11 protein-coding genes and 5 tRNA genes are annotated in these 13,504 nt (G+C 61.9%); 6 read left to right on the forward strand and 10 right to left on the reverse strand.

Going from position 1 to position 13,504, the window contains the following annotated elements:
- Positions 1–138: 138 nt before the first annotated feature.
- Positions 139–1,017: a LysR family transcriptional regulator gene (locus tag LN139_RS15360; protein WP_236354984.1), complete on the forward strand. Its 879-nt coding sequence runs from the start codon at positions 139–141 to the stop codon at positions 1,015–1,017.
- A gap of 39 nt (positions 1,018–1,056) precedes the next feature.
- Positions 1,057–3,156: a putative bifunctional diguanylate cyclase/phosphodiesterase gene (locus LN139_RS15365; protein WP_329610962.1), complete on the forward strand. Its 2,100-nt coding sequence runs from the start codon at positions 1,057–1,059 to the stop codon at positions 3,154–3,156.
- An 89-nt stretch (positions 3,157–3,245) separates the two neighbouring features.
- On the opposite strand, the gene LN139_RS15370 is transcribed toward LN139_RS15365, so the two are convergent.
- The 9 genes from LN139_RS15370 to LN139_RS25775 all read right to left on the reverse strand — a co-directional run bounded on the left by LN139_RS15370 (position 3,246) and on the right by LN139_RS25775 (position 7,883).
- Complete coding sequence (locus LN139_RS15370) at positions 3,246–3,692, reverse strand: Hsp20 family protein (RefSeq protein ID WP_236354989.1); 447 nt, start codon at positions 3,690–3,692, stop codon at positions 3,246–3,248.
- 66 nt (positions 3,693–3,758) lie between these two features.
- Positions 3,759–4,742 (reverse strand): tRNA dihydrouridine synthase, encoded by a 984-nt coding sequence (locus tag LN139_RS15375; RefSeq protein WP_236354992.1) that lies wholly within the window; start codon positions 4,740–4,742, stop codon positions 3,759–3,761.
- A 3-nt stretch (positions 4,743–4,745) separates the two neighbouring features.
- Entirely contained in the window at positions 4,746–5,183 is a 438-nt protein-coding gene (locus LN139_RS15380) for an acyl-CoA thioesterase (protein ID WP_236354995.1), read from the reverse strand.
- Between the two features lie 104 nt (positions 5,184–5,287).
- Positions 5,288–5,363, reverse strand: a tRNA-Glu gene (locus LN139_RS15385).
- 42 nt (positions 5,364–5,405) lie between these two features.
- Positions 5,406–5,481 (reverse strand) — tRNA-Ala (locus tag LN139_RS15390).
- Positions 5,482–5,524: 43 nt separating this feature from the next.
- A tRNA-Glu gene (locus tag LN139_RS15395) sits at positions 5,525–5,600 on the reverse strand.
- Between the two features lie 76 nt (positions 5,601–5,676).
- A tRNA-Ala gene (locus tag LN139_RS15400) sits at positions 5,677–5,752 on the reverse strand.
- 175 nt (positions 5,753–5,927) lie between these two features.
- Positions 5,928–7,406: a glutamate--tRNA ligase gene (gltX, locus tag LN139_RS15405; protein WP_236354998.1), complete on the reverse strand. Its 1,479-nt coding sequence runs from the start codon at positions 7,404–7,406 to the stop codon at positions 5,928–5,930.
- Positions 7,407–7,535: 129 nt separating this feature from the next.
- On the reverse strand, positions 7,536–7,883 hold the full coding sequence (locus LN139_RS25775; RefSeq protein WP_442964325.1) for a DUF2845 domain-containing protein: 348 nt from the start codon (positions 7,881–7,883) through the stop codon (positions 7,536–7,538).
- Between the two features lie 165 nt (positions 7,884–8,048).
- On the opposite strand from LN139_RS25775, the gene LN139_RS15410 reads away from it, so the two are divergent.
- The gene (locus tag LN139_RS15410; RefSeq protein WP_236355000.1) at positions 8,049–8,483 is read left to right on the forward strand and encodes a hypothetical protein; all 435 of its coding nucleotides are present in this window, start codon (positions 8,049–8,051) and stop codon (positions 8,481–8,483) included.
- Positions 8,484–8,605: 122 nt separating this feature from the next.
- On the opposite strand, the gene uvrB is transcribed toward LN139_RS15410, so the two are convergent.
- A complete protein-coding gene (gene uvrB, locus LN139_RS15415; RefSeq protein ID WP_236355004.1) occupies positions 8,606–10,615 on the reverse strand; it encodes an excinuclease ABC subunit UvrB in 2,010 nt (669 codons plus the stop codon).
- A gap of 246 nt (positions 10,616–10,861) precedes the next feature.
- Between uvrB and LN139_RS15420 the strand changes: the two genes are divergently transcribed.
- The 3 genes from LN139_RS15420 to LN139_RS15430 all read left to right on the forward strand — a co-directional run bounded on the left by LN139_RS15420 (position 10,862) and on the right by LN139_RS15430 (position 13,484).
- Positions 10,862–12,049: an amino acid aminotransferase gene (locus LN139_RS15420; protein ID WP_236355008.1), complete on the forward strand. Its 1,188-nt coding sequence runs from the start codon at positions 10,862–10,864 to the stop codon at positions 12,047–12,049.
- Positions 12,050–12,125: 76 nt separating this feature from the next.
- Positions 12,126–12,201, forward strand: a tRNA-Asn gene (locus tag LN139_RS15425).
- Positions 12,202–12,446: 245 nt separating this feature from the next.
- Positions 12,447–13,484 (forward strand): MASE2 domain-containing protein, encoded by a 1,038-nt coding sequence (locus LN139_RS15430; RefSeq protein WP_236355021.1) that lies wholly within the window; start codon positions 12,447–12,449, stop codon positions 13,482–13,484.
- Positions 13,485–13,504: the final 20 nt, after the last annotated feature.

Here is a 13,504-nt window from a genome sequence, read left to right on the forward strand (position 1 = left end):
ATTCCTCATCAGGACTTTCTATGCCGTTTCGCTTAATGAGCGCGCGAGGGGGCTTGTAGGTTCGGATGCTATAACGCTAAATTCAATAACTCAAATTCATACTTTTTATTAACTGCATAACGCGAGGGAATTGAGCAGATGGACTTGGCCAACTTGAATGCGTTCATCGCCATTGCCGAGCTGGGCAGTTTTTCCGCCGCCGGCGAGCGCCTGCACCTGACCCAACCGGCAATCAGCAAGCGCATCGCCAGCCTCGAAAGCCAACTGGGCAACCGGCTGTTCGACCGCCTTGGCCGCGAAGTGAGCCTGACCGAATCGGGCCGCGCCCTGCTCCCGCGGGCCTACCAGATCGTCAATGTACTGGAAGATACCCGCCGCGCCCTGACCAACCTCAACGGCGAGGTCTCCGGCAGGCTGACCCTGGCCACCAGCCACCACATCGGCCTGCATCGCCTGCCGCCCCTGCTGCGCGCATTTACCAAGCGTTATCCCAATGTAGCCCTGGACATTCAGTTCCTCGACTCCGAAGTGGCCTATGACGAGATCCTCCACGGCCGCGCCGAAGTGGCCGTGATCACCCTGGCCCCCGAGCCCTATGGGCAGATCAAGGCCACTCATATCTGGGACGACCCGCTGGATTTCGTCGCGGCGCCCGAGCACCCCCTGGCCCGCCAGCAAGAGGTCACGCCGGCTGACATCGCTCAGCACCCGGCTGTGTTCCCCGGCAACAACACCTTCACTCACCATATCGTGCAGCACCTGTTCCGCGCTCAGGGCCTGGCGCCGAACATCGCCATGAGTACCAACTATCTGGAAACCATCAAGATGATGGTTTCCATCGGCCTGGCCTGGAGCGTGCTGCCGCGCACCATGCTCGACGATCAGGTGGTGCGGCTGCACCTGCCCGGAGTGCAGATGAGCCGCAAGCTGGGCTACATCGTGCACACCGAACGTACGCTTTCAAATGCCGCGCGCGCGTTCATGGCTTTACTTGAGGCCGAAATCGTCTTTGCTTGAGGGGGAGAGGACATTCCTCTGGCCGACAGGAAGCCGGTGATGCCGCACACATCCCTCCACACCGAGCGACTGCCGCGCCTGGTTGCCGCCCCTTGTGACGACGAACACGCCCTGACGGCGAGCGCACTGCAAGGCGCCGGGCTCATAGCTTGGCGCTGGGTATTGGCCAATGGCGAATGCGAGGTGGCCCTGGCTGCCTGGCATCACGAAGGGCTGGCACTGCCGCACTCTACGGAGCCCGCCTACCTGAGCCTGGTGTTCGAGGCCGACCGGCCGGCCATGCAGTTGGCGTTCGAACACACACTGGCAGGCCAGCCGCCACGCCAGCCCCTGGACCACCGCCTCAAGCTCGAAGACGGCCATTGGCAATGGATGCGCCTGAGCGCTCGCCTGTTGCAAGGCCGGGAAGGGCCTTGCCTGGCCGGAACCCTCGGGCAGAGGCCGGAAAACCTTGCCGATGCCGACCGTTTCGCCCGGCTCTTTCATGCCAGCCCCTATCCCAGCAGCGTGACCGAACGCGCCACGGGGCGCTTCATTGAGGTGAACCCCTGCTTTTGCGAAACATTCGGCTGGCCAGCGGAGGAAACCCTGGGGCGCACTGCCGAGGACCTCAGCCTTCGGGGCAACGACCAGCAGCGCCGCGCGCTGCTGATCGACCTGGAAGCCGATGGCCGGGTCGAACACCGGGAAGTGCTCGGGCGGCGACGCTCCGGCGAGCTGGTAAGCCTTGAGGTGAATGTCGAGCCGATCCAGTTCAATGGGCTCGATTGCCTGCTGCTGACCACCCGCGATGTGACGTTGCTCAAGCTCGCCGAGGCGCAGGTACGGCACCTGGCTTACCACGACCCGCTAACCAACCTGCCCAACCGCGCGCTGCTGATGGAGCGCCTGGCCCAGCAAGTGGCCGATGCCAAGCGCTTGAACCTGCGCGGTGCCCTGCTCTTTCTGGACCTGGACCACTTCAAGCACATCAACGACTCGCTTGGCCACCCGGTGGGCGACACGGTGCTGAAGGTGATCACTGCGCGCCTGGAAGCCAGTATGAGTTTCCAGGATACGGTCGCGCGCCTGGGCGGTGACGAGTTCGTGGTATTGATCAGCGGCCTGGCAGGCAACCTCGACCAGGTCACCCAAGCTGCCCAGCACACCGCCGACAGCCTGCGCGAATTGCTGGCCCAGCCCATGACGATAGAAGGCCAACGTTTGCTGGTCACACCCAGCATCGGCATCGCGTTGATCCCGGACCACGGCACCCACCCCGCCGACCTGCTCAAGCGCGCCGACATCGCGCTGTACCGGGCCAAGGATTCAGGCCGTAACACCGCGCAGCTGTTTCACGGCAGCATGCAGGAGGCCGCCAGCGAACGGCTGCGCCTTGAGAATGACCTGCGCCTGGCAAGTGCGCGTGGGGAATTTCACCTGCATGTGCAGCCGCAAGTGGATGCGCGCCACAACCGCATCGTCGGTGCCGAAGTGCTGTTGCGCTGGCTGCACCCGCAACTTGGGCAGCAATCCCCTGCCCAGTTCATACAGGTGCTCGAGGAAAGCGGCATGATCCTGGAGGTGGGCAACTGGATCCTCGACCAGGCCTGCAGCGCTTGCGCGCGGCTGCTTGGAGAAGGCTTGATCGATCCCGAGGCGTTTTCCTTGTGTGTGAATATCAGCCCGCGGCAGTTTCGCCAGGCTGACTTCGTGGAACGTATCGAGCGCAGCCTGAGCTCGAACGGGCTACCGCCCAGCCTGTTGAAGCTGGAAATCACCGAAGGCATCGTGATTCAGAACCTCGAAGACACCATCGGCAAGATGCACGCGCTTAGACAGCTGGGCGTGAGTTTCGCAATGGACGACTTCGGCACCGGCTATTCGTCGCTGACCTATCTCAAGCGCCTGCCAGTGGAAGTGCTGAAAATCGACCAGGCATTCGTGCGTGACTGCACGCATGACCCCAACGATGCCGAGATCATCCGAGCCATCCTTGCCATTGCGGCAAGCCTGAAGTTGACCGTAATTGCGGAGGGGGTAGAACTGCCCGAGCAACTGGAATTCCTCGAGCGGCTGGGTTGCCATCTCTACCAGGGCTACCTTTACAGCCGGCCGCTGCCCTGGCCTGGATTCAGGGCGCTGTTGCTGCACGGTTGAGGGCTCATGACGTAAAACGAAAAGGGGGGCGCCCACCAGGCGCCCCCCTCTGTACACCGCTACGAAGCGTTCACGTAGCGTTCATGCGCTCACTGCAGAGCGGGCTTGCCGCTCCCGATCGGAATGCGCTTTGCTTTGGCCTCTTCGGGCACCACACGCAGCAGGTCGATATTCAGCAGGCCATTTTCCAGCGCTGCGGCTTTGACCTCGATATGGTCAGCCAGGCGGAACGACAGTTTGAAAGCGCGTTGAGCGATGCCCTGGTGCAGATAGGTCACGCTTTCGGGCTTGCCTTCACGCTGCTTGGTGCCGGTGACGGTCAGGACGCCCTTCTCCACGTGCAGCTCCAGGTCTTGTTCCTGGAAGCCTGCCGCCGCCACGACGATGCGGTATTGATCGTCACCGTGTTTTTCGACGTTGTAGGGAGGGTAAGTGCTGCCCGAGTCGTTGCGTGCCGCCGATTCGAACAGATCATTGAAGCGATCGAAACCGACAGAGTGGCGAAACAGGGGAGCCAGGGAAAATGCGGTAGTCATGTCAATCTCCTGAGATTCAGCGAGTTAGGTTCTTCACGCGACCCGACTTCGGCATCGCGTACTCGACTAAATGGAGATAGCCTCGGCGGTTTCAAGACCGTTCGTCGGCTCCACGCCGATCAGCCGGCCGATGCGGTCGCAGTCGGTTTCGCGGCGCAACGCGTCGAACAGCACCACAGCCTCCGGGTAGCTGCGGGTGAGCATGGCCAACCATTGCTTGATGCGCCCCGGCGCGTAGCGCGGCGAGAGCTTGTTCAATGCCTGGGCCCAGAAGCATTGCAGCAGCGGCAGCAACTCGGCCCAGGTCATCGGCTCGCAGGCCTGGCCTTTTTTCGCAGCAGCGATCTGCCGGGCCAGGTCGGGCCGCGACACCAGGCCACGCCCCAGCATGATGTCACGCGCGCCACACACCTCCCGACAACGCCGCCAATCATCGACCGACCAGATTTCACCGTTGGCATACACCGGCACTGCAACCGCATCCTGCACCTTGGCGATCCACTCCCAATGCGCCGGCGGCTTGTATCCATCGAGCTTGGTGCGCGCATGCACCACCAGTTGCTCGGCGCCGCCGTCGACCAGGGCGCGCGCGCAATCCAGCGCGCCGTGCGGGCTGGCATAACCCAGGCGCATCTTGGCGGTGACCGGAATGTGCGCAGGCGTGTGCCGGCGCACGGCGCTGACGATGCTGTGCAGCAGCTCAGGCTCGTCGAGCAGCACCGCCCCGCCGCGGGATCGGTTCACGGTTTTGGCCGGGCAGCCGAAGTTCAGGTCGATCACGGGCGCACCCAGCTGTGCCGCCACCGCCGCGCTCTCGCCAAGCAACACCGGGTCCGAGCCCAGCAGTTGCACCCGCAGCGGCGTACCGGCGCGGGTCTGGCTGCCACGCGCCAGCTCAGGCGCCAGCCTCTGGAATGCGGAGGCTTGCAAGGCCCGATCCGAAACCCGCACGAACTCGGTCACGCACCAGTCCACGCCGCCTACGCGGGTGAGCACGTCACGCAGGATGTCGTCCACCAGGCCTTCCATCGGAGCCAACGCGATCTGCATGATTCAGGCCCGCCGAGCGATGGCAGCGCCATAGCCTTCGATGAACTCGGGCGGCATCCGCTTGGGCTTGCCCGTAGAAAGCTCGATGCAGACGAACGTGGTTTGAGCGCGCAGCAACGTTGTGCCGTCAGCCGGGCGCAGGAGCTGGAAACGGCGGTTCATCCGCAGCTTTTCGTCCCAATCGACGATCCAGGTGCCCATCAGCAATTGTTCGCCTTCATAGGCGCTGGCGAGGTAGTCGATTTCATGGCGCACCACGGCCATGGCGCGATCGAGCCGGCGATACTCGGCAAGGTCCAGGCCCAGGCGCTGGGAATGGCGCCAGGCGCAGCGTTCGAGCCAGGTGACGTAGACGGCGTTGTTGGCGTGGCCAAGGCCGTCGATGTCTTCGACGGCAACGCTCAGGGAAAGGGTGAAAGGCTCAGGGGCGTCCCAGTTCATGTAGCCTCCAGGCGGGATGACTGTCGGAACATTTTCAGGCCGGAAAAACAAAAGGCCCATTCAATATTCGAATGAGCCTTGATTCCCGGAGACCGGGTAAACAGTGGCGTCCCCTAGGGGACTCGAACCCCTGTTACCGCCGTGAAAGGGCGGTGTCCTAGGCCACTAGACGAAGGGGACGCAAACCTTCGAGCAGGCCCGCCGCAGCAGACCCTGGCAAATTGGTGGAGCTAAACGGGATCGAACCGTTGACCTCTTGCATGCCATGCAAGCGCTCTCCCAGCTGAGCTATAGCCCCGATTTTACGCCTGGCGGCGCGCACGGCAGTTGCCGAAGCGATTTGGCGTCCCCTAGGGGACTCGAACCCCTGTTACCGCCGTGAAAGGGCGGTGTCCTAGGCCACTAGACGAAGGGGACGAACCTTCTACCACATGGACCAGCTTGGATGCTGATCCTGCTGGAGTCAAAACAACCGACTGCAACATGAGGAATTTGGTGGAGCTAAACGGGATCGAACCGTTGACCTCTTGCATGCCATGCAAGCGCTCTCCCAGCTGAGCTATAGCCCCACTAGCGTGGCACCGTTTGATTTGGCGCCGTGTCGTGGACGGGGCGCATATTAAGGCGCGCCCCCTACCCTGTCAAACGAATTTTCAAAAAAACCTGAAAATTTTTCCAAGGCCTTTCAATGGCTTAGGGCCAGCCACCACCGCGGCCGCCCCATGAAAAGCGACGGCCGGCCGGTTAAAGGCTGCTGAACAGCTTTTCCCATTCCTTGTTTTCTTTCTTCGACACACCGCCCAGCAGGTCCAGAGCCTGACGCAAACGGAAGCGCGTGAGGTCCGGCCCGAGGATTTCCATTGCATCGAGCACCGAGACCGAGCTTGCCTGGCCAGTGATGGCCGCAAACATCAGCGGCATCGCGTCGCGCAGCTTGAGCCCAAGCCCTTCGGCCACTTGCTGGATGCACTCGGTGATGCGCTCCTTCTCCCACTGGCGCAGGGCCTCCAGCTTCCACAGGATCAGTTGCATCAGCTGCCGCACCTGATCTGCCGACAGCTTCTTGTGGGCGAACAGGCTGGCATCCGGCGAAACGCCCCCTTCGAAGAAGAAGCCTGCCAGTGGCGCGATCTGCGAGAAAGTCTCCACGCGGCCCTGAACGTGCGGGGCAATGCGCATCAGGTAGTCGCTGTTGAAGGCCCACGCCCGCGCGCGCGCGGCAAACTCTTCCACCGGCAGCTCGCGCAGCCACTGGCCGTTGAGCCAGGAGAGCTTCTCGATATCGAAGATCGGCCCGCCCAGCGAGATGCGCGAGAGGTCGAAATGCTCGACCATTTCGTCCAGCGAGAACTTCTCGCGCTCGTCGGGCATCGACCAGCCCATGCGGCCGAGATAGTTGAGCATGGCCTCAGGCATGAAGCCCATGCGCTCGTAGAAGGTGACCGACGTCGGGTTTTTGCGCTTTGACAGCTTGCTCTTGTCGGGATTGCGCAGCAGCGGCATGTAGCAGAGCTTGGGTTGTTCCCAACCGAAGTACTCGTACAGCTTGATCAGCTTGGGCGCCGACGGCAGCCACTCTTCGCCACGCAGCACGTGGGTGATGCCCATCAGGTGGTCATCGACCACGTTGGCCAGGAAGTAGGTGGGCAGGCCATCGGCCTTCATCAGCACCTGCATGTCCATGCGGTCCCACGGGATTTCCACATCGCCACGCAGCATGTCAGGCACGATGCACACGCCTTCGCTGGGCACCTTCATGCGGATCACGTGCGGCTCGCCTGCTGCCAGACGGCGCTGCACTTCCTCGGGGCTGAGCAGCAGCGCACGGCCGTCGTAACGCGGAGTCTCGCCGCGCGCGGTCTGCTCGGCACGCATCTGGTCGAGCTCTTCGGCGGTGCAGAAGCAAGGGAATGCATGGCCAGCGTCGACCAGTTGCTGGGTGTAACGCTTGTAGATCTCGCTGCGCTCGCTCTGGCGGTATGGGCCGTGGGGGCCACCAACGTCCGGGCCTTCGTTCCACTCGATCCCCAGCCAGCGCAGGGCGTCGAAAATCTGCTGCTCCGACTCGCGAGTGGAGCGCAGTTGGTCGGTGTCCTCGATGCGCAGGATGAATTCGCCGCCGTGCTGCTTGGCGAAACAGTAGTTGAACAGGGCAATGTAGGCCGTGCCAACGTGGGGGTCGCCGGTAGGCGAAGGCGCGATGCGGGTGCGAACAGTGGTCATTGCGGATCTCGAGCGAGCTGAACCAAAAACCGGAATCTTACATGCACCGTAAAGTGAGGGGTAGGCTGGGTAGCGCCTGCCCTGCCCAGCAGCCCGAACCCAGCCACACCTTAGAGGCGCTCGCCCGGCCTACCATCTCAGCAGGTCACCCTCGGGAGGCTGGCGCCTCATCTCGACTTTCAACAGTTTGTCATTGCGAAAAAGCAGGTACTGCCAGGCACCACCTTTGGGGCCGTAAGCCAGTACCTCTAATTTATCGGCTCCTTTTCGCGGTACGCCGTTGCTTCGCAGGGCAGGCCCTTGCTCGGCGCGAGCGGCTGGCTGCCCGCAGGATTCCACTACATCGGCCAAGCCCGCCCCAGCTGCAACGAGTTTTGCCCCACACCGAATATCTGCCAGCGACGCTAGCGGTAGAAGCAAAACGATTGCAAGAAAGTACCGCGCAACCATACCGAAACCTCTGGGCACATGGATCATAGATTCCTGATCAGTTTACTTTTTCAAGAGGGTGCAGGTAAAAATCAAATGCAATAACTGATTTTTTCCGGCACGGTGTCACCCTGTCATAACCAGAAATCAGTACTGAAGAACCCGATACGGCGCAAAGATCATAAAAGCGTCATGCCAGGATGCAGGTAAATCATGTTATCCGAGAAGCTGAAAAACCATTTGAAAGCCAGGGGTTGGTGGTTCGACGACGAAAGCCAAGAGTATGAGCTGGAGCTTCTGAAACTAGGTATTCCGAAGCATACGGACTTTGGTGAATTCTATCTGCACGCAGAAGATGGCCCATCGTTCCTTTCCGGTGGCAAAGAGATTCATCACATCTGCTGGTTCTCCAGAAATACGAATTTCAGCCTGGCACTGCAACACGCCGAGGCCCTGCTGGGAACCACTGACGAATACATACCCCTGGATAGTTTCGAAGCAGAATCAGGTTATTTCTACAACAAGCGGACTGAAGAAGTATTTGAAATAACCTTGGGAGCAAACCTTGCTGACTTTCACAACGGAAACCTGAAGGCAAGATGGGAGAGTTTCAATTCCTTTCTGGAAGACTACTTCGGAATCAAGTAATGAATTACCCACGCCCCCCTGCATTTTCATGGAGGGCGCAACACAAGTGCCTGCCACCAGATTCCGAAGGTTTCGCTCGCGCGTGCGCTCCAGTGGCTGAAACAGCGGGCTCTGTATAAAACCTAAAGAGCCTTGAGCCGCTCCCGCAACTTGCCGATCTCGTCTCGCGTACTGGCCGCTGCCTCGAACTCCAGCTCCCGCGCCTGGCGCAGCATCTGCTCTTCGAGCACACCGATGCGCTTGGCGACCTCTTCCGGCGTGCGCAGCTGGGTTTGTGCGGCGGCCTGTTCGGCCTTGGCAGCGGCCTTGCGCTTCTTGCTGCGCCCGCCGGGCACGTTGGCGCCTTCGAGGATGTCGGCGATGTCCCGCACCACACCCTTGGGCACGATCCCGTTGGCCTCGTTGAACGCCAATTGCTTCTCGCGGCGCCGTTCGGTTTCGTTGATCGCCCGCTCCATTGAGCCGGTCATGTTGTCGGCATACAGGATCGCCTTGCCGTGCAGGTTGCGGGCAGCGCGGCCAATGGTCTGGATCAGCGAGCGCTCCGAGCGCAGGAAGCCTTCCTTGTCGGCATCGAGGATCGCCACCAGCGACACCTCCGGCATGTCCAGGCCTTCGCGCAGCAGGTTGATCCCTACCAGCACATCGAAGGTGCCCAGGCGCAGGTCGCGGATGATTTCGACCCGTTCCACGGTGTCGATGTCCGAGTGCAGGTAGCGCACCCGCACATCGTGGTCAGCGAGGTAGTCGGTGAGGTCTTCGGACATGCGCTTGGTGAGCGTGGTCACCAGCACCCGCTGGTCCAGCGCCACGCGCTGGTGAATCTGCGAGAGCAGGTCATCGACCTGGGTGCTGGCCGGGCGCACTTCGATCTGCGGGTCGACCAACCCGGTGGGGCGCACCACTTGCTCGACCACTCGGCCGGCATGGTCTGCCTCATAAGGGCCGGGCGTTGCGGACACGAAGATCGTCTGCGGGCAGGCCGACTCCCACTCCTCGAAGCGCATAGGGCGGTTGTCCAGCGCCGAGGGCAGGCGGAAGCCGTATTCCACGAGCGTCTCCTTGCGCGAGCGGTCGCCTTTGTACATCGCGCCCACCTGCGGCACGCTCACGTGCGACTCGTCGATCACCAGCAGTGCATCGGCAGGCAGGTAGTCGTAAAGCGTGGGCGGCGGCGCGCCCGCCGGGCGCCCGGAGAGATAGCGCGAGTAGTTTTCGATGCCGTTGCAGTAGCCCAGCTCCAGCATCATCTCCAGGTCGAAGCGCGTACGCTGCTCAAGGCGCTGAGCCTCGACCAGCTTGTTGGCGCCACGCAGGTAGTCGAGCCGCTCCTGCAATTCCACCTTGATGTTCTCCACGGCACCCAGCAGCGTTTCACGCGGGGTGACGTAGTGGCTCTTGGGGTAGAAGGTGAAGCGCGGCAGGCGGCGGATCACCTCGCCGGTCAACGGATCGAAGGCCGAGATGTTCTCCACCTCATCGTCGAACAGCTCCACACGGATGGCTTCAAGGTCGGATTCGGCCGGGAAGATGTCGACCACATCGCCCCGCACGCGGAACGTGGCACGCGCGAAATCCATCTCGTTGCGCGTGTACTGAAGCTCGGCCAGCCGGCGCAGCAGCTCGCGCTGGTCCATTCGATCACCCCGGTCGACGTGCAGCACCATGCGCAGGTAGGTTTCGGGGCTGCCCAGGCCGTAGATGCACGACACGGTGGTAACGATGATGGTATCGGGCCGCTCGAGCAGCGCCTTGGTGGCCGACAGGCGCATCTGCTCGATGTGGTCGTTGATCGAGGCATCCTTCTCGATGAAGGTGTCGGAAGACGGCACGTAGGCTTCAGGCTGGTAATAGTCGTAGTAGGACACGAAGTACTCGACAGAGTTGTTCGGGAAAAACGCCTTGAACTCTCCGTAAAGTTGCGCAGCCAGGGTTTTGTTCGGTGCGAGCACCAGGGTGGGCCGCTGCACCTGCGCGATGACGTTGGCCACGCTGAAGGTCTTGCCCGAACCGGTCACACCCAGCAGCGTCTGATGGGCCAGGCCCGCATCGATGCCTTCGACCAGTTGGCGAATGGCCTCGGGCTGATCGCCAGCGGGCTTGTACTGCGTGACCAGCTCGAATTTCGACATCAATACCTCGTCGGCGCCCTGAGGCAGCCCGGTTGAAAAACTGTATCCATGAACAGTACTCACCCACAGTGGACAGCGTCAACCGCGCAACTGCTTCATGGGCTTGCCGCCTGGCATGAGGGCGATGAAAAAAACCCGGTAAAACCAGGTGCAACCCGTCGCGAACAAACCGGGCCCACTCTATACTCTTTCACCGTTCGCGCGCCCCGCGCATCTGTCTACCCAACAAGAGCCACGGTCACTCAAATGAGCCTGTTTTCCGCTGTCGAATTGGCACCCCGCGATCCTATCCTGGGCCTCAACGAAGCATTCAATGCCGACACCCGCACTGACAAGGTCAACCTGGGCGTGGGCGTTTATTGCAACGAAGAGGGGAAGATCCCCCTGCTGCGCGCTGTGAGCCAGGCCGAGCAGGCACGCGTTGCGCAACAGGCCGCTCGTGGCTACCTGCCGATCGACGGCATCGCCGCCTATGACCAGGCTGTGCAAAAACTGCTGTTCGGCGAAAGCTCCCCACTGCTGGCTGCTGGCCGCGTCGTCACCACCCAGGCTGTGGGCGGCACCGGCGCACTCAAGACTGGCGCAGACTTTCTCAAGCGCCTGAACCCCAACGCCGTCGTCGCCATCAGCGATCCAAGCTGGGAAAACCACCGCGCACTGTTCGAAAGCGCCGGTTTCCCGGTGCGCGAATATCGCTACTACGATGCGACCAGCCACGACGTGAACCGTTCGGGCATGCTCGAAGACCTGCAAGCCCTGCCGGCCGGTTCGATCATCGTGCTGCACGCCTGCTGCCACAACCCGACCGGCGTCGACCTCTCGCCTGCCGACTGGGAAAACGTCCTGCAGGTGATCAAGGCCAAGGGCCACGTCCCATTCCTGGACATGGCCTACCAGGGCTTTGGCGAAGGCATCTACGAAGACGCGGCCGCCCTGCGCCTGTTCGCAGATTCGGGCCTTGAGTTCTTCGTTTCCAGCTCCTTCTCCAAGTCGTTTTCGCTCTACGGCGAGCGCGTGGGTGCTCTGTCGATCGTGACCGAATCGCGCGAAGCTGCAACGCGTGTGCTCAGCCAGGTCAAGCGCGTCATCCGCACTAACTACTCCAACCCGCCCACCCATGGCGCTACCATCGTGGCCAGCGTGCTCAACTCACCTGAATTGCGTGCCCTGTGGGAACAGGAGCTGGGCGAAATGCGCCAGCGCATTCGCGGCATGCGCACTGCACTGGTCGAGCGCCTGGCCGCCCACGGCGACTTCAGCTTCGTGGCACGCCAGGCTGGCATGTTCTCCTACTCGGGCCTGAACGCAGCCCAGGCGCAGCGCCTGCGCAGTGAGTTCGGCGTATACGCGCTAGACACCGGCCGCATCTGCGTGGCGGCACTGAACAACAGCAATATCGATGCGGTCACCCAGGCAATCGCCAAGGTGCTGTAAGGTCTGAAAAGGCCAAAAGGGGGAGCAGCCCTTTGGTTGACTTCCCCTTTTCAATCAGTAAGATAGCGCCCGTTGTTCCGCGATAGCTCAGTCGGTAGAGCAAATGACTGTTAATCATTGGGTCCCTGGTTCGAGTCCAGGTCGCGGAGCCATACCTTCTTCCCCGCTCCATCCCTTTTCGCCATTTTGCTGTGCGAACTTGCCAAAATGGCAAGTGCACTCCACAGTTGTTCAAGCATCCCGATTGCACGTAACTGCTCGTACGGCAACGCTTCAGTGGCTGTGGCAAAGCAATGAGCCTGGCGCCGGCACACGTGGCCAGCCAGCTCCCGGCCCGACCTGTGCGGCCCGACCTGCGCGGCCCGACCTGAACCTCCGGTTTTCGTGGTAGATCACAATGCTCAACAGTCGCCAGGCGGGCCTCAGCTTCGCCAAGAGAATCGTCGCTCCCCGTGCGCTGGGCTGCGCGCTCAGTTTCATCTACATCGCCGCGATCATCCAGGGCACGGGCACACCGGCCTGGGTGTGGGGCGCAATGGTCGCCAACGGGTTTTTCTGGCCGTGGGTTGCCCAGGCTCTCGCACACCGCTCCCCGCACCCTTACCGCGCCGAGATGCGCAACCTGCTGATGGACTCTTTGTTCGCCGGCGCCTGGGTGGCCGTAATGCGCTTCAACCTGCTACCCACCGCTCTGCTGTTGTCGATGGTGGCGATGAACAACGTAGCAGCCGCAGGCTTCGGTTTCCTGCTGCGCGGGCTTGCCGCCAAGGCGCTGGGGGCCCTGGCCATGTGTGGGCTGATCGGCGCGCAGGTGCAATGGCGTACAAGCCTTGAGGTGATGATCGCCAGCTTGCCGATGCTGGTGATCTACCCGCTGACCGTCGGCTGGACCAGCCATGCTCTGGCGGTGAAGCTGTTCCAGCGGCGCAAGGCGTTCGACATCATCAACAGCTACGGCGACAACAGCCGCCTGCTGGCCTACAACCCCTGGATGAGTGAGCTGGCCGCCGACCACCAGCGCTGCCGGCGCAGCAACGGCCATTCGACACTGGCGGTGATCGGCATCGATGGGCTTGCAAGCCTGCACCGGCGGCATGGCCACTGGGTAGCCGAAGCCATCAGTAAGCGCTTGGGCCACATCGTGCTGGCCGAGACCCGCAACGCCGACGTGGTTGGCACCAATGGCTCCGATCAATTCTTCATTCTGTTCCCTGGCCTGAGGGAGCGTGCGGCGGCTCAATGCCTGCATCGCATCCGCGAGCAGTTCTGCCGCTTCGGCCAGGCCGATGCTGAGCTACCCTTGTTATCGGCGAGCGCTGGCATGGCCGAATACAGTTACTTGCAGGCAGGCGAGTGGGACTGGTTCGAAGCCGCGCGGCGGGCACTGGATGAAGCACGCCTGCCGCTGCCTTCGCCGCAAATGGTGGCTGGCTGAACAGCCGCTGCGGGAATGAA

The sequence above is a fragment of the Pseudomonas sp. KNUC1026 genome, assembly GCF_021650705.1.
In the GTDB taxonomy this organism is placed as follows: domain Bacteria; phylum Pseudomonadota; class Gammaproteobacteria; order Pseudomonadales; family Pseudomonadaceae; genus Aquipseudomonas.

Bases quoted from the DNA above. Each gene is read 5' to 3' on its own strand.
- LN139_RS15360 (WP_236354984.1), top strand. From the start codon at position 139: ATGGACTTGGCCAACTTGAATGCGTTCATCGCCATTGCCGAGCTGGGC.
- LN139_RS15420 (WP_236355008.1), top strand. From the start codon at position 10,862: ATGAGCCTGTTTTCCGCTGTCGAATTGGCACCCCGCGATCCTATCCTG.
- LN139_RS15370 (WP_236354989.1), bottom strand. From the start codon at position 3,692: ATGACTACCGCATTTTCCCTGGCTCCCCTGTTTCGCCACTCTGTCGGT.
- uvrB (WP_236355004.1), bottom strand. From the start codon at position 10,615: ATGTCGAAATTCGAGCTGGTCACGCAGTACAAGCCCGCTGGCGATCAG.
- LN139_RS15380 (WP_236354995.1), bottom strand. From the start codon at position 5,183: ATGAACTGGGACGCCCCTGAGCCTTTCACCCTTTCCCTGAGCGTTGCC.
- gltX (WP_236354998.1), bottom strand. From the start codon at position 7,406: ATGACCACTGTTCGCACCCGCATCGCGCCTTCGCCTACCGGCGACCCC.
- LN139_RS15375 (WP_236354992.1), bottom strand. From the start codon at position 4,742: ATGCAGATCGCGTTGGCTCCGATGGAAGGCCTGGTGGACGACATCCTG.
- LN139_RS15365 (WP_329610962.1), top strand. From the start codon at position 1,057: ATGCCGCACACATCCCTCCACACCGAGCGACTGCCGCGCCTGGTTGCC.
- LN139_RS15410 (WP_236355000.1), top strand. From the start codon at position 8,049: ATGTTATCCGAGAAGCTGAAAAACCATTTGAAAGCCAGGGGTTGGTGG.
- LN139_RS25775 (WP_442964325.1), bottom strand. From the start codon at position 7,883: ATGATCCATGTGCCCAGAGGTTTCGGTATGGTTGCGCGGTACTTTCTT.
- LN139_RS15430 (WP_236355021.1), top strand. From the start codon at position 12,447: ATGCTCAACAGTCGCCAGGCGGGCCTCAGCTTCGCCAAGAGAATCGTC.